Source organism: Streptomyces sp. NPDC005496 (assembly GCF_042872045.1).
Taxonomy (GTDB): Bacteria; Actinomycetota; Actinomycetes; order Streptomycetales; family Streptomycetaceae; genus Streptomyces.
Map to the genome: position 1 here is coordinate 505,382 of NZ_JBIAJQ010000001.1, position 18,772 is coordinate 524,153.

Sequence of the window (18,772 nt, forward strand, 5' to 3'; positions counted from 1 at the left end):
CGGTGCGATGAGTAGGATGAACCCCATGGGTCATGGAGCCGTCACCGCCGCGAAGGACGCCACCGGGCGCGTACGCCTCGACGCGGCCAACGCCGCCAAGGTGGCCACCACGCTCCAGGCCCTGTCCACGCCCTCCCGCCTGCTGATCCTGGCGCGGCTGCGCGAAGGACCGCTGCCCGCCACGGAGTTGGCCGCCGAGGTGGGCATGGAGCAGTCGGCGTGCTCGCACCAGCTGCGGCTGCTGCGCAATCTGGGGCTGGTCGTCGGCGAGCGCAACGGACGCTCGGTCGTCTACGCGCTGCACGACCACCACGTCGCCGAGCTCCTCGACCAGGCCGTCTACCACGTCGAACACCTGCGCCTCGGGATCAGCGACTCCGCCGATTAGCAGACGCCCGGAGCCGTCACCTCACGTACGCGCTCCCGCGCCCCCGCCAAGGGCGACCCACGACCGCCCACCCGGGCGGGCACGCGCCCAGGCCCCCGCCCCCGCCCTCGGGCCTCAGTCCAGCCGGTCGGCGAACGCCGCGTAGGCGCGCTCGTCGAAGAGCACGAACCGTACCTCCTCGACGGGCGGAGCCGCGGCCTCGCGGACGGTCTCCACGGCGATCCGCGCGCCGTCGTCCAGCGGCCAGCCGAAGATCCCCGTGGAGATCGCCGGGAAGGCCACGGTCCGCGCGCCCAGCTCGGCGGCGACCCGCAGGGACTCGCGGTAGCAGGAAGCGAGCAGCTCGCCGCGGTCCTCGTCGGCCGACCAGACCGGGCCCACCGTGTGGATCACCCAGCGCGCGTCCAGCTCGCCCGCCGTGGTGGCGACGGCCCGGCCGGTGGGCAGGCCCTTGCCGTAGTGGGAGGCACGGAGCCGGCGGCAGTCGGCCAGGATCGCGGGGCCGCCGCGCCGGTGGATGGCGCCGTCGACCCCTCCCCCGCCGAGCAGCGAGGAGTTGGCGGCGTTCACGACGGCGTCGACGCTCTGCCGGGTGATGTCGCCCTGGACGAGGGTGAGGGTGGTCATGAGCTGCGCAGCCTCCTCCAGACGGCCTTGGCCGCGTTGTGCCCCGACATGCCGTGCACGCCGGGTCCGGGCGGGGTGGCCGACGAGCAGATGAAGACGGCCGGGTGCGGGGTGCTGTACGGGAACAGGGTGGGCCTCGGCCGCAGCAGGAGCTGGATGCCGGCCGCCGCGCCGCAGGCGATGTCACCGCCCACGTAGTTCGCGTTGCGGGCGGCGAGCTGGGGCGGGCCGGCGGTCGCGCGGGCCAGGACGCGGTCGCGGAAGCCGGGCGCGAAGCGCTCCAGCTGGCGCTCGACGGCGTCGGTGAGGTCGCCGCTCCAGCCGTTCGGGACGTGGCCGTACACCCAGAAGACGTGCTTGCCCTCGGGTGCCCGCGACGGATCGGCGACGCTGGGCTGCACGGTGATCAGGAAGGGCACGTCGGGTGCCCGGCCCGCGCGGGAGGCCGCGTGCAGGGCGGTGGCGATCTCGGCGCGACTGGCGCCGACCTGCACGGTCCCCGCCCGGCGTGCCTCCCGCGCCGTCCAGGGCACGGGTCCGTCCAGCGCGTAGTCGATCTTGAAGACTCCCGCGCCGTACCGGAAGCCCTCGTAATGGCGGCCGAATCCGGCGATACGGGCGAGGGCGGCCGGTGAGGTGTCGAAGACGTAGGCGCGGGCGGGCGGGAGGTCGTCGAAGTGCTTGACCTCGTAGTCCGTGTGGACGGCTCCGCCGAGGTCCTTCAGATAGGCGGCGAGCGCGTCGGACAGGGACTGCGAGCCGCCGCGCGCCACGGGCCAGCCGCGGGCGTGCGCGGCTAGGGCGAAGACGAGGCCCACGGCGCCGGTGCCGACACCGCTGAGCGGGGCCATGACATGCGCGACCAGGCCGGCGAAGAGCGCCTGGGCCCGCTCGTCCCGGAAGCGGCGCATCAGCCAGGTCGACGGCGGCAGACCGGCCAGGCCGAAGCGGGCGAGGGTGACCGGGTCGCGGGGCAGGGAGGTGAGCGGCAGGGACATGAAGTCCCGGACCAGCGTGTCCCATCGGGGCAGGAAGGGCTCGACCAGTCTGCGGTAGGCGCCGGCGTCACGCGGGCCGAGGGAGGCGGCCGTCTCCGCCACCGAACGGGACAGTACCGCGGCCGTGCCGTCCGGGAACGGGTGCGCCATGGGCAGCTCGGCGTGCAGCCACTCCAGTCCGTACCGCTCCAGGGGCATCGCGCGGAACGCGGGCGAGTTGATGCCCAGCGGGTGCGCGGCGGAGCACGGGTCGTGCCGGAATCCGGGGAGGGTCAGCTCCTCGGTGCGGGCGCCACCGCCCACGGTGCCGTGCGCCTCGAACACCGCCACCGAGAAACCGCGGCGGGCCAGCTCCACGGCAGCCGTCAGTCCGTTAGGTCCCGCACCCACCACGACCGCATCGAGCATCGACGGCACCTTCGGACTCCTTTGTCAGCCGATGGCCACTGGGGATCAGGATATGCCGGGGCTCGACGGCCCCGACGGGGCGGGCGGTCACCGGGACGCGTCCCACCGGGGTCAGGGCGTTCCGCGACCGAGCCGGTCCACCGCTCCAGGCGGGTCCCGGACGGGCCGTCCCGCCTGTTCGAGCGGTCCACGGCCGAAGCATCGCACCGGCCCTGGCCCGCACGGCCGAGACGTACTCGCGGCGCGGCGGATCCGTGGTGGAGGCGTCAGACGCCGCGCGCCAGCAGGTCCACCACGCGGCCCGCCGTGGCGGCGTCCCGGGCGGCAGTGAAGGGGAGGGTGTTGCCACCGGTGATGCGGAACGGCTCCCTCGCGAGCGTCAGGTGGGCGCCGCCCGCCTCCTCGACCAGCAGCAGGCCCGCGGCGTGGTCCCAGGCGGCCTCCCAGCTGAAGGCGGTAGCGTCCAACTCGCCCCGGGCGACGGCGAGATACTCCAGTCCGGCGGAACCGCACGGGCGTGGGCGGACGCCCTCGGTGCGCAGACCGAGCAGCGCCCGCTTCTGCTCCTCGGTCGTGTAGTCCGGGTGGGAGGTGGCGACGCGCAGCTCGCCGCCGGGAGCGGGCGGGCCGGAGCGCAGGGGCGTGCCGTCCACGACGGCACCCCCTCCGCGGACCGCGGTGGCGAACTCCTCGCGGGCGGGTGCGAACGTCCAGGAGGCGTGCACGACTCCGTCCAGCGCGAGCGCGACCAGCGTGCAGAACCCGGGGTCGCCGTGCACGAACTGCCGTGTCCCGTCGACCGGGTCGACGATCCAGACCGGGGCGTCGCCGCGTATCGCCTCGTACGTGGCGGGGTTGGCGTGCACCGCCTCCTCGCCGACGACGACCGATCCGGGCAGCAGCGCGGTGAGCGCTCCCGTCAGATACTCCTCGGCCTTGCGGTCGGCGTCGGTCACCAGGTCGTGCGGGCCGGTCTTCTGGTCGATCTCGTGCGCGGCGAGCTGCCGGAAACGCGGCATGATCTCGGCGGCGGCCGCCTTGCGGACCGCCTCTTCGACGTCTGTCACGTGCTGTGCGAGAAACTCTTCGATCATGCCTCCATGACAGCACGGACCTCTGACAATCCCCGCCCGCCCGGTGTATGCCGGGTGGAATCGGCATGAAACACCGGTGCCCGTCCGGCGGGGAGGGCGTCGGGAGTGCGGCGGCCGTCCGCGGGGACGGCGCGCTGGGGGCGCGGCCCTCAGCGCCCGACCGCGTAGCCCTGCATCCCCCGCGGGTTCGCCGCCGCGGACAGCACGCCGGTGCGCGGGTCCCGGGCGACCGCGCACAGGCGTCCCTCGGTCCACGCCCCGCCCACCAGGACGTCGTGGCCCCGGCGCCGCAGTTCCCTCACGACCTCCGGGTCCGTGCGGGACTCGACGGTGACACTGCCGGGGCGCATGCCGCGGGGGTAGAAGGAGCCGGGGAAGCTGTCGTTGTGCCAGTTCGGGGCGTCGACGGCGCCCTGGAGATCGAGGCCGCCGCGCACCTTGGGGCGCAGGGCGACGGCCAGGAAGAAGTGCGTCTGCCACTGGTCCTGCTGGTCGCCGCCCGGCGTGCCGAACGCCATCACGGGCACCCCGTCGCGCAGGGCGAGGGACGGGGTGAGGGTGGTACGGGGCCGGCGGCCCGGGGTGAGGGAGTTCGGCAGCCCCTCCTCCAGCCAGGTCATCTGGAGGCGGGTGCCGAGCGGGAAGCCCAGTTCCGGCACGACGGGGTTGGACTGGAGCCAGCCGCCGCTGGGGGTGGCGGCCACCATGTTGCCCCAGCGGTCCACGACGTCGAGGTGGCAGGTGTCGCCGCGGGTGCCCCCGTCCGCCGCGACGTCCGGTTCGCCGGGCACCGGGGACAGCGGGCTCGCGGCGACGGTGGGCTCGCCGGCGCCCGGCACGCCGAGCGGGTCGAAACCGGCCTCCCCGGCGGCCGTCACGAGCGCGTGGCCGCTGAGCCGCGGGGCGCGTCCTCCGGGGCTGCCGGGCCGCAGCTCGTACGAGGCGGCGTCGCCGACGAGGGCGCGCCTCGACGCGTTGTACGGCTCCGACAGCAGTTCGCGCAGGGGCACTTCGGCCGCGTCGCCGTACCAGGCCTCCCGGTCGGCCATGGCGAGCTTGCAGCCCTCGATCAGGAGGTGCATGTAGTCGGCGGAGCCGGGGGCGGGCAGCTCCGGGGGCAGCAGGGCGAGCTGCTGGAGCATGACCGGGCCCTGGCTCCAGGGGCCCGCCTTGCACAGGGTCCAGCCCCGCCAGTCGTACGTCGCCGGGGCCTCGTAGGACGCGGACCAGGCGGCCAGATCGGCGGCGGTCAGCGTGCCGGTGTGGCGCTCGCCGCTGGTGTCCAGCGTGGGCCGCTCCGCCTGGCGCACCAGGGCCTCGGCGATGAACCCGGAGCGCCACACGCGGCGGGCCGCCTCGATCTGCGCCTCCCGGTCCCCGGCGTCGGCGACTTCGGCGAGCAGCCGGCGCCAGGTCGCGGCGAGGGCGGGATTGCGCAGGAGTTCCCCGGGGCGCGGGGCGCGGCCGCCGGGCAGATACACCTCGGCCGACGACGTCCACTCGGTCTCGAAGAGTTCGCGCACCGTCTCCACGGTCTCCGTGACGCGCTCGACGGGCGGGTGGCCGTCCTCGGCGTATCCGATCGCGTACTTGAGGACGTCGGCGAGGGCGCGGGTGCCGTGGTCGCGCAGGAGCAGCATCCACGCGTCGAAGGCGCCGGGCACCGCGGCGGCGAGGGGGCCGGTGCCGGGGACGAGGTCCAGGCCGAGGGACCGGTAGTGGGCGACCGTCGCTCCTGCCGGTGCGACGCCCTGCCCGCACAGCACCCGCACCTCGCCGCCCGCGGGGGCGAGGATGACGGGGACCTCGCCCGCGGGGCCGTTGAGGTGCGGTTCGACGACGTGCAGGACGAAACCGGCGGCCACCGCGGCGTCGAAGACGTTGCCCCCGTCCTCCAGGACGGCCATCGCCGACTGCGAGGCGAGCCAGTGCGTGGTGGACACCATGCCGAAGGTGCCCTGGAGTGTCGGTCGGGTGGTGAACACGGGCTGACTCCTCGCTGCGGGGCGGGCGTTGGACGATCGTAGGCATGCCCGTCCGGCGGCCGGGCGCCCCTCTTGCCGGACCGTCACGGCGTCGCGGCGACCCAGGGTGTCGTACCGAGGACGTTGACCGGTCCGATGTCGAGGGACTCCGCCGGGCGGATGTTCACGAGGTCGCGATCCCGCCGGGAGCCCACGCGGAGATAGGTGCCCTCCTCCGCCGCCGTCCGCCAGTACAGGCCCGCCCGCGCGCTCTCGCCGGGGGCGAGGGTGAGCGGTCGGGGGCCCGGGTCCCGCGGTGCCATGGCCACCTCGTCGGTGCCCGCGACGGTGCGCACGCCCCCGAGCGGGGCGCCCTCCCCGCCGAGGACGCGGACGAAGGGGTACCCGTCCACCGTGTACGGGCGCTCACCGCAGTTGGTGAGGGTGAGCGTCATGGCGCGCAGTCCCATGGCGGCGTCCACGGGCCCGGTGCCGTAGCGGACACCAGAGCGCGGGCAGCCGGCGGCCGGCTGGACCGGTACGGCGTGCGGGCGCCCGGGCGTGGCCGTCATCCGCGGCGGGATCTCGAAGGGCACCGGCGGCGTGGGAGCGGGAATCCGCTCGGGGTTGCGCTCACGGTCGAGTTCGGCGGAGAGGCCGCAGCCGCTCGCGCCCAGCGCCAGCAGACAGGCGACGGCTGCGCCACGGGACCACCTCGGGCGTATCGCGATCACCCGCCGATCATCGCAGGCGGCCCCCGCCCACGGCCACGGGTCGCCGAACCGGGCGCGGCCGGGTGTCACGCGCCGGTCCCGCGCGCCGTCACCAGCCCCGACTCGTAGGCGAACACGACCAGTTGGGCGCGGTCGCGGGCGCCCAGCTTGGTCATCGCGCGGCTGATGTGCGTCTTCGCCGTGAACGGGCTGATGACCATGTGCGCGGCGATCTCCTCGTTGGTCAGGCCCCGGGCGGCGAGCGCGGTGACCTCGCGTTCGCGGCGGGTGAGGCACTCCAGGCCGGGAGCGGTGGCCCGGTCCGGGGGCCGGGCGACGAACTCTCCGATGAGGGTGCGGGTGACGGACGGCGACAGCAGCGCCTCGCCGCCCGCGACCACCTCGATGGCCTGCAGCAGGTCGGCGGGCTCGGTGTCCTTGAGCAGGAAGCCGCTGGCTCCCGCACGCAGCGCCTCGAAGACGTACTCGTCGAAGCCGTAGTTGGTGAGCATCACGACCCGGACGGCGGCCAGCCCCGGGTCGGCCGCGATGACGCGGGTGGCCTCGATCCCCGTCATCACGGGCATCTGCACGTCGACGAGGGCGATGTCCGGCACCTGGGCGCGCACCAGCTCCACGCCCTGGAGCCCGTCGGCGGCCTCGCCCACCACCTCGATGCCGTCCTCGGCGTCCAGCAGCGCCCGGAACCCGGCCCGCATCAGGGCCTGGTCGTCGACGAGGGCGACCCGGACGGGCCGGCCCGCCGCGCGCCCGCCGTACCCGCCGTCCGGACCGCTCCCGCCGCTGTCCGCGTCGACGCCGTCGACCGCTCCCCCGCCCCTCACGCGGCGCTCTCCGGAAGGCCGAGCGGCAGGGCGGCGCGTACCGAGAAGCCGCCCTCGGTACGCGGTCCGGTGTGCAGGGTGCCGCCGAGGGCGGTGACCCGTTCGCGCATGCCGGTGAGGCCGGTGCCCGGTTCGGGCGGCCGGGAGGCGACGGCGGTCCCGTCGTCGTCCACGCGCACCGCCAACTCGTCCCGCCCGTAGTCGAGTCGGACGCTGACCTTGGCCGGTCCCGCGTGCCGGGCGGCGTTCGTCAGTGCCTCCTGGACGATGCGGTACGCCGCGCGGTCCACGGTGGCCGTGAGCGGACGCTCGTCGCCGGTCACCGTCAGCTCGACGGCGAGGCCGGCCGCGCGGGCCCGCTCCACCAGCAGTGCGGGCGTCCCGGTGGGCTCGTCGGTGCGCAGGACGTCGAGGGTGGCGCGCAGTTCACGCATGGCCTCGCCGCCCGCCTCCTGGATGGCGAGCAGCGCGGGCGGCACGTCCTCGCCGCGTTTGCGGGCGAGGTGGACGGCGACTCCCGCCTGGAGCTTGACGATCGAGATGCTGTGCGTGAGCGAGTCGTGCAACTCGCGGGCGATACGCAGCCGTTCCTCGCCGGCGCGGCGCAGCGCCGCTTCCTCCCGGGTGCGTTCGGCCTCCAGCGCACGCTGTTCGGTCTGGCGCAGATACGCCTGCCAGTTGCGGTCCGCGAGGCCCGTGACGAGGGCGCACAGGAACCAGCCGGCGAGCAGTGCGGCCCGTTCGACGGCGTCCTGTGTCGTGGGACCGGTGAGGAGGTAGGCGGCGAGGAACACGGCGCTCGCGGCGCCCGCCACCGCGCGGTGTCCGGCCCGGGCGGCGGTGTGCACCGCGGCCAGCACCGGCAGCGCGGACAGCGTGCCGGGCTCCGCGTGCAGGACGTACCCGGTGGAGGCCGCCGTGCTGACGGCGAGCACCGCGCGGGGCAGGCGCCGGTAGCAGGCGAGCGCGAGCGAACCGACGACGATCAGCACCCCGTCGAGGGGCGCCGTGTCCGTGTCGAAGGCCGCAGCGGTCAGGACGATCGCGCCGACCAGGACGGCGAGCGCCGCGTCGGCGAGGTCCCTGCGGGTGAGCCGCTCCCCGTGCATGCCCGCACCCTAGACCGGCGCGCGGGGCCGGGGCGTCAGCCCTGTGGACGGCTCCCGCGCTACTCCCGGCGCAGTAGACCGCGGGGTGAGCGGCCCGCTCGGCGCACGCCGGGGTGCCTCCGGCCGTACGACGCGCGAGGGCACGGTCCGGGGCGAGGGTTCTGTCATGACTTCACCCTTCCGGCACACCCGGCCCGTCCCGCCGAAGTCGGCCACCGGCCGCACCGCCGAGGTCTACGCGCAACTGGCGCGGGACTTCGGCATCGACGGTGCCCCGACGTTCGTCGTCCTGTCCTCCGCGCCCGAACTCCTCACCGCCACCTGGGCGTTGCTGCGCGAGTCGCTGATCGCCGGCGAGGGCGACCGCACCGGCAAGGAACTGGCGGCGCTCGGGGTGTCGCGCGCCAACCGGTGCCCGTTCTGCGTGGACGCCCACACCATGCTGCTGCACGCCACGGGGGACCACGCCCTCGCCGAGCGCCTGGCCCGCGGGGAGCTCCCCCGCGACGACGGGCACGCGCGCCTGCTCGCCTGGGGTGAGGCGACCCGCGTCCCCGGCAGCCCGGAGGTGGCGGCGCTCCCGTTCCCGCCCGCGCACACGCCCGCCTACGTCGGCACCGTGCTGTCCTTCCACTTCATCAACCGGATCGTCTCCGCCCTGCTGACCGAGAACCTGCTGCCCGGCAACGTTCAGCGCTTCCGCGCGGTACGCAGTCTGGTGGGCCGCTCGGTGTCCCGGACGGTGCGCCGTCAGGTGGCGCCGGGTGCCGCGCTCGCACTGCTCGACGAGCCGGGCTCGGCGCCGTCCTGGGCGGCCGGGACGACGGCGGGACCGGCGTACGCGGCCCTGCGGACGGCGTCCGAGACGGGCGCCGCCCTGCTCTCCGAGGAGGACCGCGCCCTCGTACGGGAGACGGTGCGCGCCTGGGACGGGCGGCATCCGCCGCTGGGATGGCCGGGCCTGCCGGGCCGGGCGGACCGGCCGGGTGCGCGACTGGCGCTGCTCGCCGCGCTGGCGCCGTACCGCATCACCGACGAGGACGTGGCGGCCTGGAAGCGGCCGCCTTACACGGACGGGTGTCTGGTCCGGCTGGTGGCCTACGGCGCGTTCGCCGCCGTCGACCGCATCGAGAGCGCGCTGCCGCTGGCCGCCCACGAGGAGATCGCGTGACGGTGCCGCCCAGGCGCGGGAGCCCGCGCCGGGCTCCCGCGCCTGAGGGAGTTGGGCGTCCCGGCGTGTGGCCTCGGTGGACCACGGTCCGTCGCCGGTGGGTCACTGTCACCGCGCGGGCACGGAGCGAGTTCGCCCTTCCGCCCCACAGGGACTCATGTGACACTGGCGTCCCGTCCGCAGTGCGGACTCCTTCCGCACCGTCCCCCACGAGAAGTGCGCCGTGCGTTCTCTTCCTCTGCCGCTCGCCCTGACCGCGCGTCTGCTGCCCGTCGCCGTGCTCGCCTCGGCGGGCTGGGCCCTGACGTCCGGTCCGCTGGCCGCGACGCCGACGGCCGACCACAAGCCGGCGCCGAAGACCGGCACCGACACGCCCTCCGCGCCCTCGGCCTCGGCCGCCGCCAGGACGTACACCGCCTCGCCCGAGCCGTGCCGGGGCGTGAGCGTGAAGACCGTCAAGTCCCTTGTCCCGGGCGCCAAGACGGCCGGTCAGGAGATCGCCTCGACGGACAAGTCCGTGCGCCGCACCTGCTCCTGGAACGCGCTGAAGGAGTTCGACTACCGCTGGCTCGACATCTCCTTCGAGATCAAGAAGTCGGACCAGCTGGCCGAGAACGCGTACAAGCAGCGCACGACGGAGAAGAGCGGCGGCGGGGCGGTTCCCGGACTCGGCGACACCGCCTACTCCGTCGTCAACCTCACCACCAAGGACAAGCAGCAGACCCGTGAGGGCGTGGTGGTCGTCCGCGCGTCCAACGCCCTGGTGATCGTCACGTACAACGGCAGCGACTTCGAGACGAAGAAGGCGCCCTCCACCGATGTGATCAACAAGGGCGCCATCAAGGCCGCGAAGGAGGCGGTGGCCGCGCTGGAGGCCGCTCGCTAGAGCGGACCTCCGGCGCGGCCCGCCGCCGGTTCAGGCGCGCTCGGGTTCCCGCCCTCGCAGCCTCATCAGCACCAGGTACAGCACCGTCGACGTACCGAGGCCCACCGCCCAGCCGTAGTCCGCGAGCGGCTCCAGCACCGGGAGGGGCCGGCCGTCGATCAGCGGATGGAAGTCGGCGCCGCCGACGGCGAGGACACCGCCGGTGACGAAGGCGACGACCGCCCGCCAGTTCCAGCCCGCGTCGTACCAGTACCGGCCGCCCTCGCGGTACAGGTCGGCGAGGTCGAGGCTCGTGCGGCGCAGGATCCAGTAGTCGGCGATGAGGATGCCGGCGACCGTGCCCAGCAGGCCGCCGACCAGACCGAGCCAGGTGAAGATGTAGCCCTGCGGATCGGCGTACAGCTTCCACGGGAAGATCAGCACACCGAGCACGCAGGTGACGAGGGCCCCGGTGCGGAAACTGACCCTGCGGGGCGCGACGTTGGAGAAGTCGAAGGCCGGGGAGACGAGGTTGGCCGCGACGTTCACGGACAGGGTCGCGACCAGCACGGTGACGAGCGCGAAGAGGAGGCCGAAGACGTTGTCGGTCTTCGCGGCGAGCTGGACCGGGTCCCACACCGCCTCGCCGTACACGGCCTGCGAACCGGAGGTGACCATGACGGAGAGGAACGCGAACAGCGTCATGGTGGTGGGCAGTCCGAGCGCCTGTCCCCAGGTCTGGGCGCGCTGGCTCCTGCCGTAGCGGGTGAAGTCCGGGATGTTCAGCGACAGCGTCGACCAGAAGCCGATCATGCCCATCAGGGCGGGTGCGAACAGCTTCCAGAACTCCGGCCCCCAGCCCAGCCGGGACGGTTGGTCGAGCAGCGGGCCGAAGCCGCCCGCCTTGCTGCTCATCCACCACAGCATCGCGCCGGCGCCGACGAGGACGAAGGGCGCGGCCCAGTTCTCGAAGCGGCGGATCGTCTCCATGCCGCGGAGGATGATGGCGATCTGGAGCACCCAGAAGACGGCGAAGGACAGCCACATCGTCCAGGGGTGTCCGCCGATCCGCGACGCGTCCGCCCAGCCGTCGCCGAACAGTTTGCCGGCGAGGAAGTAGATCGCCTCGCCGCCGATCCAGGTCTGGATGCCGAACCAGCCGCAGGCGACCAACGCCCGTACGACGGCGGGCAGGTTGGCACCCCGGACGCCGAAGGAGGCACGGGCGAAGACGGGGAAGGGTATGCCGTACTTGGGTCCGGCGTGCCCGGTGAGCAGCATCGGCACCAGCACGATCAGGTTGGCCAGGGCGATCGTGAGGACGGCCTGCTTCCAGTCCATGCCGACGGCTATCAGTCCGGAGGCGAGGGTCCAGGAAGCGGTGTTGTGGGCCATGCCGACCCAGAGCGCCGAGAAGTTGTACGTGGTCCAGGTGCGCTTCTCCACCGGGACCGGCAGGAGGTCCTCGTTGGCGTAGGGGCCGGTGGGCCGGGAGGCGCCCGGCGCGATCTCCACGCGGCCGTCGGGGAGGGTGACCTGAGCGGGTGGCGGGCTGTCGGTGGGGACGGTGTCGGTCATGAGCAGGCCCATCAGGTGAGGAGTGTCGGGAAAGGCCGTGCGGGTGCGGGCGTGGGGGGGGGTGCGCGCGGAGCGCCCGGACCCCCTTCCCGGGACGGCGGGAAGGGGGGACTCGTGGACGTCAAAAGCCTTGCTCGGACTGTTGATTGACGGGGCGTCAATCAGTTGCCTCTACCGGCCGTTGACGACGGGGATGACCTTCGTGCCGTAGGTGTCGATGACGGCTTCCTGCGCGTCGTGCATGTCGTACAGAGCGAACTGGTCGACGCCGAGGGCGCGCAGGGCGTCCAGCTTCTCGATGTGCCGCTCGACCGGGCCGATCAGGCAGAACCGGTCGACGATCTCGTCGGGCACGAACGCGGTGTCGGGGTTGCCACTGCGCCCGTGGTGAGAGTAGTCGTAGCCCTCGCGGGCCTTGATGTAGGCGGTCAGCTCCTCCGGGATCACACCGGAGTGGTCGCCGTACCGGGAGACCAGGTCGGCCACGTGGTTGCCCACCATGCCGCCGAACCACCGGCACTGCTCCCGCGCGTGGGCGAGGGCCTGCGGCGAGTCGTCCTCGGTGACGTACGCGGGCGCGGCGACGCAGACCTTGACCTCGGCGGGGTCGCGTCCGGCGTCGGCGGCTGCCTGCTTCACGGCCTTGACCATGTACTCGGTCAGGTAGAGGTCGGCGAGCTGGAGGATGAATCCGTCGGCCTCCTCGCCCGTCATCTTCAGGGCCTTGGGGCCGTACGCGGCCATCCACACGGGCAGTTCGGCGCCGGGCCGCACCCAGGGGAACCGGACGACCGTGCCGCCGAGGTCGGCCTCCTCGCCGCGGCCGAGGGCCCGGATGACCTTCATGGCGCCGCTGATGCGGGCGAGCGTGTTCGGCTTGCGTCCGGCGACGCGCATCGCGGAGTCGCCGCGTCCGATGCCGCACACCGTGCGGTTGCCGTACATGTCGTTGAGGGTGGCGAACGTGGAGGCGGTGACCTCCCAGGTGCGGGTGCCCGGGTTGGTGACCATCGGGCCGACCTTGAGCTTGTCGGTGTTCGCGAGGATCTGGCTGTAGATGACGAAGGGTTCCTGCCACAGCACGGCCGAGTCGAAGGTCCAGCCGTGGCTGAAGCCGTTGCGCTCGGCCCGCTTCATGAGGCTGACCACCCGGGAGGCGGGCGGGTCGGTCTGCAGGACGAGTCCGAAGTCCATGTGCGCCACTCCTAGTTCAGGTACTGACAGGTGGAGCGGGGGGTGTAGACGCCGTGCCCGGCACGCCCGGTGAACTCCCGCTCGCTGATGACGAGTTCGCCGCGCGAGAGCACCGTCTCCACCCGGCCGGTGACGTGCTTGCCCTCGTACGCCGAGTAGTCGACGTTCATGTGGTGCGTCTCGACGGACATGACCTGCTCGGCGTGCGGGTCGTAGACGACGACGTCGGCGTCGGCGCCGGGCGCGATGGTGCCCTTCTTCGGGTACAGGCCGAACATCCTGGCCGGGGTCGCGCAGGCGATCTCGATCCAGCGGCGGCGCGAGATGGGCCCGTCGACGACGGCCTGGTGCAGCAGGTCCATCCGGTTCTCGACACCCGGCAGACCGTTGGGGATCTTCGAGAAGTCGCCGCGGCCGAGGTCCTTCTGGCCGGTGAAGCAGAACGGGCAGTGGTCGGTGGAGACCACCTGGAGGTCGTTCGTGCGCAGTCCCCGCCACAGGGCGGCCTGGTGCTCCCTGGGCCGCAGCGGAGTGGAGCAGACGTACTTGGCGCCCTCGAAGCCGGGCTCGGCGAGGTTGTCGGTCGACAGGAAGAGGTACTGCGGGCAGGTCTCGCCGAAGACGTTCAGGCCCTCGTCGCGGGCGCGTGCCAGCTCGGCGACCGCCTCCTGCGCGGAGACGTGCACGACGTACAACGGGGCGCCGGCGACCTGGGCGAGCTTGATGGCGCGGTGGGTGGCCTCGGCCTCCAGCAGCGCCTTGCGGACCTCGCCGTGGTAGCGCGGGTCGGTCTCGCCGCGGGCCAGCGCCTGTTCGACGAGGACGTCGATCGCGATGCCGTTCTCGGCGTGCATCATGATCAGGCCGCCGTTCTCGGCGGAGCGCTGCATGGCGCGCAAAATCTGGCCGTCGTCGCTGTAGAAGACGCCGGGGTAGGCCATGAACTGCTTGAAGGAGGTGACGCCCTCCTCGACCAGCAGGTCCATCTCCTTGAGCGTGTCCTGGTTCACGTCGGAGACGATCATGTGGAAGCCGTAGTCGATCGCGCACCGGCCGTCGGCCTTGGCGTTCCAGGCGTCCAGGCCCTCGCGCAGCGAGTGGCCGGGGCTCTGCACCGCGAAGTCGATGATCGTGGTGGTGCCGCCCCAGGCCGCGGCCCGGGTGCCGGACTCGAAGGAGTCGGAGGCGAACGTGCCGCCGAAGGGCAGTTCCATGTGGGTGTGGGCGTCGACGCCGCCCGGGATCACGTACTTCCCGGTGGCGTCGATCAGCCGCTCGGCCGTCCACGCCTCGGCGGCGGCGCTGCCCGAGGCGGCCAGGGCTGCGATGCGGCCGTCCTCGATCAGGACGTCGGCGTGGATCTCGTCGGAGGCCGTGATGACGAGGCCGCCGCGGATGACGGTACGGCTCATGCTCCCTCTCCTTCCGGTTCGCCCGCGTGCGCCGGGACCGCTCGGTCCGCGCGCACCGGGTGGGTAGCGCTGCTGTTGATCGCCGGAGGCCGGCGCTGTTTCCGGGTAGGGACTGCCGCCGTGGGGCGCGCGGTCCTCGGGAGTGGTCGGCGGCTCGCAGGCGGCCGGTGCCCGGTCGCGGTGGAACCGGCGGCGGCCCCGGACCTCGCCGGGCGCCGCCATGTCCCGTTCGGGGACGGCGAGTTCGCTCTCCCTGCCGCTCGCCACCTCCCCGACGAACCGCGCCTCCGCCGCCACGAAGGACGACGCCACGCGGAGTCCGTCGTCTCCGCGCCCCTCGACGCCCACCCGGCGGTCGCGCCGACGAAGCAGCCGTCCGCCAACGGAAACCGCCGCCGGAGGCAGCCGGAGAGACCGCGCGAGGCCGCCGAGGGACCGACCGCCCTCCCGCGACCGGTGACCGCTACAGGACGCTCCTCAGCGCCCGGTCCAGGATCGCGGCGCCCTCCTCCGCCTCGGCGACGGTCAGCGACAGCGGCGGGGCGATGCGGAGCACGCTCGTGTCGTGGCCGCCGCCCTTGCCGATCAGCAGACCCTCACGGCGGGCCGCCTCCAGGACCGCCGCGGCGGCGTCCGGATTCGCCTCGCCCGTGGCCGGCTCGACCAGTTCGACGCCGATCATGAGCCCGCGTCCGCGCACCTCCCGTACCTCCGGCACCTGCGCCGCGACGGCACGCAGCCGCTCGATGAGCAGGCCGCCGACCCGCCGGGCGTTGCCCTGGAGGTCGTGTTCGAGGAGGTACGTCAGGTTCGCGAGGCCCGCCGCCATCGTGACCGGGGAGCCGCCGAACGTCGAGATGCTGTTGGAGTCCAGGCAGTTCATGATCTCGGCGCGGGCTACGACGCCGCCGATGGACATGCCGTTGCCGATGCCCTTGGCGAAGGTGAGCATGTCCGGCGGGCCCGCGGCGGCGTGCGCCTGCCAGCCCCAGAAGTGCTCACCCGTCCTGCCCCAGCCGGTCTGCACCTCGTCGGCGATCCACAGGACGCCGTGCTCCGCCAGCACCTCGCGGAAGGCCGCGTACAGCCCGTCGGGCGGCATGGTGAACCCGCCGACGCCCTGCACCGGTTCGGCGATCAGGGCCGCGGGCGTCCGGACGTGCCCGAGCAGGTCCCGCAGGTCGGCGACGCAGGCCGCGATGAACTCGGCGTCGCCCAGGTGGGCGTAGGGGCCGCGGGTGCGGACGCCGCCGTGGACGTACTGCGTCTGGAGCGGCGACAGCGAGGTCGGCGACCAGCCCTTGTTCCCGGTGATGCCGACGGCGCTGAACGAGCGCCCGTGGTAGCTGTTGCGCATCGCGAGGATCTGGTTGCTGCGCCGGTACGCGGTGGCGAGCAGCAGGGCGGTGTCGTTGGCCTCCGTGCCGGAGGTGGTGAAGAAGACCCGCGCGTCCGGGACGCCGGACAACTGGGCGACCCGCTCGGCTAGTTCGACCATCGGCCGGTTCAGGTAGAGCGTCGAGGTGTGGATGATGCGCCCGGCCTGCTCGCTGACCGCCTTGGTCACCTCGGGCAGCGCGTGCGCCGTCATCGTGGTGAGGATGCCGCCGAAGAAGTCGAGGTACCTGTTGCCGTCCGCGTCCCAGACGTGGCGGCCCTCGCCGTGGGTGATCTCCAGGGGGTCGGCGTAGTAGAGGGCGAGCCAGTCGGGCAGGACGGCCCTGTGGCGTGCGTACAGGTCGGTCACGGCTGCACCAGCCCCTCGTACGCCTCCGGGCGGCGGTCGCGGTAGAACGCCCACTGCTGCCGCACGTCCTCGATGAGGTCGAAGTCGAGGTCCCGGACGAGGAGTTCCTCGGTCTTGTCGCTCGCGGCGTCGCCCACGAACTGGCCGCGGGGGTCGACGAAGTACGAGGTCCCGTAGAAGTCGTTGTCGCCGTACTCCTCGACGCCGACGCGGTTGATCGCCGCGATGAAGTACTCGTTGGCGACGGCCGCCGCGGGCTGCTCCAGCTGCCACAGGTGCGAGGACAGGCCGCGGTGGGTGGCGGAGGGGTTGTAGACCAGCTGGGCGCCGTTCAGGCCGAGTTGGCGCCAGCCCTCCGGGAAGTGGCGGTCGTAGCAGATGTAGACGCCGACCCTGCCGACCGCGGTGTCGAAGACGGGCCAGCCGAGGTTGCCGGGTTTGAAGTAGTACTTCTCCCAGAACCCCTTCACCTGGGGGATGTGGTGCTTGCGGTACTTGCCCAGGTAGCTGCCGTCGGAGTCGATCACGGCCGCGGTGTTGTAGTAGAACCCGGACTGCTCCACCTCGAACACGGGCACGACGATCACCATGCCGGTCTCCCGGGCGAGGTCCTGCATCCGGCGGACCGTCGGGCCGTCCGGCACGGGTTCGGCCCAGCGGTAGTGCTCCGGTTCCTGGACCTGGCAGAAGTAGGGCGCGTTGAAGACTTCCTGGAATCCGATGACCTTCGCGCCCCGGCGTGCCGCCTCGCGCGCGTGTTCCTCGTGTTTGGCGATCATGGATTCGGTGTCGCCGGTCCAGGTCGCCTGGACCAGGGCGGCGCGTACGACGTTGGCCATGAGGTGCTCCTTCGACAGGACGTCAGAGAGCTTCTACGCCCGTAGACGGTGGCCGTAGAGGCTTGAAACTAAGCCTCTATCGCGGGCTTGCCAAGACCATCGTCGTCAACCCGCTGAGTCGATCATGTTTCACACTCCTGTGGGTGAGCGCGGTCCGCCCGGCGCCGGGTTCACGCGGCGAACCCGGCGACCCGCAGGGCGTGCACGAGATCCCAGTACCGCTCCTCGGAGGCGCCGCGTGCGGACTCCAGGAGAAGCGGGACGAGGTGGGGCGGGTCCGCCTCCGCGCTGCGGGCGGCCTCCTCGGGGGTGCGGACGCGTACGTAGGCGTCGAGGAGCACGCGGACGTCGCGGTGGCGGCCCGCCGCCTCCAGGCCGAGCACGGCGGCCCCTATCTCCGGGGCCGGCCTGGCGACACCCTGGCGCAGCATCTGCCTGCCGTCCGCGACGCGCCCCGCGGCGACGAGGGCGTCGGCCGCGGCGACCAGCCGGTCGGCGGGCAGGGAGGCCGCCTCCCACAGCAGGGTGGCCCAGTCGGCGTCCAGCCCGGCGCGGTGCAGTTCGGCGGCGAGCAGCGGGAAGCGGGCGGCGGGCCAGTGGGCCGCCTCCACGAGCAGGGCGTGCGCCTCGCCGCTGCGGCCCTCGGCCCGCAGCCGCACCAGCGTCGCCACGGTGTCCACGGTGTCCCGCCGCGCCTCGTCGTCCAGCGGCTCCCTGCGGGGCTGGGGCCGCTCGGGCTCCTCGGCGGCGCCGGCGAAGCGCGCGCCCCGGGGGCTGCGGTCCTGGACGCGCGGCGCCGGCACGACGGGGGCCACCGCGGGGGCGGCGACGGGGGCCTCCTCGGCCTCCACCATCCCGGCGAACCTGGCGCCACCGCGCGGGCGCCGCTTGGCGCGCTGCTTGGGGACGGAGGGCGCGGGGGCGGCGACCGGTGGCCGCGCGTCGCCTGGCACGGAGGCGGCCGGGTTCGTGGGGGCGGGGCGCTCGGCGGGCGTGGCACGGTAGGGCGCCTCGGCGCGGGCGGCGCCGGTGTCGTCGCCGGAAGCCCGGCCGGCCGGTTCCCGGGCGCCCGGGCTGTCGGGCCCGCCCCAAGTGCCGGGCGCCGACTGTGCCGCGAACGCGGACCAGGGCGTGCCCGTCCCCTCCGCCGGCCGGCCCGCCCCGACGCCTCCGGGCGGGTCGGCTGGGAAGCCCGCCGTGCCGCGTGCCCGGCCGGGCGCCGTACGGACGTCCAGTCGTTGCATGCGCCGGCGCAGCTCGGCGCAGCGGGCGGTGGCGCGGTCGTGGTCGTCGTGGGCCCAGGCCAGGTCGAGGCGGACCGCTTCGGCCTCCTCGGAGGAGGCCGCCGAGTGCAGCAGGCGGCCGAGTTCGGATCGGCGTTCGGCCGCGTAGCGCTGTTCGCGGAGCATGACGTCGAGGCGGTCGCCGAGGGCGTCGCGGCCGCCGGGCCGGGCGTCGTGGGCCGCGAGCGAGGCGTCGTGCAGGGCGCGGGCCCGCTCCGCCTCCCCGGCGGCGGCCGCGGCGCCGTACTGCGCGGCGAGGTCCTGCAGGAGCGCCTCCACGACGTCCCAGGGCGGCACCTCCCACCCGTCCAGGCAGGCCCGCATCCCCTCGGGGTCGCGCTGCCAGAAGACCGCGCACCAGCCGGCGCGCTGGTCCAGACGTGTCAGCAGCCCGTTCAGAAAGGCAGTGAACTCCCGCACATCGTGCGGGAGTTGTCCTACAGCCATCACCCAACTCCCCGCTGAGACTGGAGTGCTCCGATCCGGTAGCGAACACCAGCTGTGTTACGGGACGGCTACGGGGAGTTTTCCGGCGGT

The 18,772-nt window shown here is 73.6% G+C and carries 16 protein-coding genes; 3 read left to right on the forward strand and 13 right to left on the reverse strand.

Going from position 1 to position 18,772, the window contains the following annotated elements; genetic code table 11:
- Window positions 1–25: 25 nt before the first annotated feature.
- On the forward strand, window positions 26–388 hold the full coding sequence (locus tag ACFYQQ_RS02430) for a metalloregulator ArsR/SmtB family transcription factor (RefSeq protein WP_355786476.1): 363 nt from the start codon (window positions 26–28) through the stop codon (window positions 386–388).
- A 114-nt stretch (window positions 389–502) separates the two neighbouring features.
- Here the strand turns inward: ACFYQQ_RS02430 and ACFYQQ_RS02435 are convergent, their stop codons facing one another.
- The 7 genes from ACFYQQ_RS02435 to ACFYQQ_RS02465 form a co-directional block, all read right to left on the reverse strand.
- Window positions 503–1,015 carry an O-acetyl-ADP-ribose deacetylase gene (locus ACFYQQ_RS02435; RefSeq protein WP_355786479.1) on the reverse strand — a complete coding sequence of 171 codons (513 nt, stop codon included), beginning with the start codon at window positions 1,013–1,015 and terminating at the stop codon, window positions 503–505.
- Complete coding sequence (locus ACFYQQ_RS02440) at window positions 1,012–2,421, reverse strand: NAD(P)/FAD-dependent oxidoreductase (protein ID WP_356166710.1); 1,410 nt, start codon at window positions 2,419–2,421, stop codon at window positions 1,012–1,014. The genes ACFYQQ_RS02435 and ACFYQQ_RS02440 overlap by 4 nt, the downstream gene beginning before the upstream one ends.
- Before the next feature lie 266 nt (window positions 2,422–2,687).
- Window positions 2,688–3,515, reverse strand: a complete 828-nt coding sequence (locus ACFYQQ_RS02445) for an inositol monophosphatase family protein (RefSeq protein ID WP_355794388.1) — start codon at window positions 3,513–3,515, stop codon at window positions 2,688–2,690.
- 149 nt (window positions 3,516–3,664) lie between these two features.
- A complete protein-coding gene (locus ACFYQQ_RS02450; protein WP_388903011.1) occupies window positions 3,665–5,500 on the reverse strand; it encodes a gamma-glutamyltransferase family protein in 1,836 nt (611 codons plus the stop codon).
- An 83-nt stretch (window positions 5,501–5,583) separates the two neighbouring features.
- Window positions 5,584–6,213: a DUF4232 domain-containing protein gene (locus ACFYQQ_RS02455; protein WP_355793383.1), complete on the reverse strand. Its 630-nt coding sequence runs from the start codon at window positions 6,211–6,213 to the stop codon at window positions 5,584–5,586.
- A gap of 65 nt (window positions 6,214–6,278) precedes the next feature.
- Window positions 6,279–7,037, reverse strand: coding sequence for a response regulator transcription factor (locus ACFYQQ_RS02460; protein ID WP_355793381.1), 759 nt, complete (start codon window positions 7,035–7,037; stop codon window positions 6,279–6,281).
- The gene (locus tag ACFYQQ_RS02465; protein ID WP_355793379.1) at window positions 7,034–8,146 is read right to left on the reverse strand and encodes a sensor histidine kinase; all 1,113 of its coding nucleotides are present in this window, start codon (window positions 8,144–8,146) and stop codon (window positions 7,034–7,036) included. The genes ACFYQQ_RS02460 and ACFYQQ_RS02465 overlap by 4 nt, the downstream gene beginning before the upstream one ends.
- A 166-nt stretch (window positions 8,147–8,312) precedes the next feature.
- On the opposite strand from ACFYQQ_RS02465, the gene ACFYQQ_RS02470 reads away from it, so the two are divergent.
- Complete coding sequence (locus ACFYQQ_RS02470; protein WP_356166725.1) at window positions 8,313–9,317, forward strand: carboxymuconolactone decarboxylase family protein; 1,005 nt, start codon at window positions 8,313–8,315, stop codon at window positions 9,315–9,317.
- Between the two features lie 223 nt (window positions 9,318–9,540).
- Entirely contained in the window at window positions 9,541–10,203 is a 663-nt protein-coding gene (locus ACFYQQ_RS02475) for a hypothetical protein (protein WP_356166728.1), read from the forward strand.
- 30 nt (window positions 10,204–10,233) lie between these two features.
- Here ACFYQQ_RS02475 and ACFYQQ_RS02480 read toward each other — a convergent pair whose 3' ends face one another.
- The 6 genes from ACFYQQ_RS02480 to ACFYQQ_RS02505 all read right to left on the reverse strand — a co-directional run bounded on the left by ACFYQQ_RS02480 (window position 10,234) and on the right by ACFYQQ_RS02505 (window position 18,682).
- Complete coding sequence (locus ACFYQQ_RS02480) at window positions 10,234–11,760, reverse strand: NCS1 family nucleobase:cation symporter-1 (protein WP_355785897.1); 1,527 nt, start codon at window positions 11,758–11,760, stop codon at window positions 10,234–10,236.
- Between the two features lie 171 nt (window positions 11,761–11,931).
- Window positions 11,932–12,954, reverse strand: a complete 1,023-nt coding sequence (locus ACFYQQ_RS02485) for a TIGR03842 family LLM class F420-dependent oxidoreductase (RefSeq protein WP_355785894.1) — start codon at window positions 12,952–12,954, stop codon at window positions 11,932–11,934.
- Window positions 12,955–12,965: 11 nt separating this feature from the next.
- Window positions 12,966–14,366: a dihydropyrimidinase gene (gene hydA / locus ACFYQQ_RS02490; RefSeq protein ID WP_355785892.1), complete on the reverse strand. Its 1,401-nt coding sequence runs from the start codon at window positions 14,364–14,366 to the stop codon at window positions 12,966–12,968.
- Window positions 14,367–14,829: 463 nt separating this feature from the next.
- Window positions 14,830–16,113 (reverse strand): aspartate aminotransferase family protein, encoded by a 1,284-nt coding sequence (locus tag ACFYQQ_RS02495; protein WP_355785889.1) that lies wholly within the window; start codon window positions 16,111–16,113, stop codon window positions 14,830–14,832.
- Window positions 16,110–16,952, reverse strand: a complete 843-nt coding sequence (locus ACFYQQ_RS02500) for a nitrilase-related carbon-nitrogen hydrolase (RefSeq protein ID WP_355785886.1) — start codon at window positions 16,950–16,952, stop codon at window positions 16,110–16,112. The genes ACFYQQ_RS02495 and ACFYQQ_RS02500 overlap by 4 nt, the downstream gene beginning before the upstream one ends.
- A 170-nt stretch (window positions 16,953–17,122) precedes the next feature.
- Entirely contained in the window at window positions 17,123–18,682 is a 1,560-nt protein-coding gene (locus ACFYQQ_RS02505; RefSeq protein ID WP_388903021.1) for a hypothetical protein, read from the reverse strand.
- Window positions 18,683–18,772 lie beyond the last annotated feature (90 nt).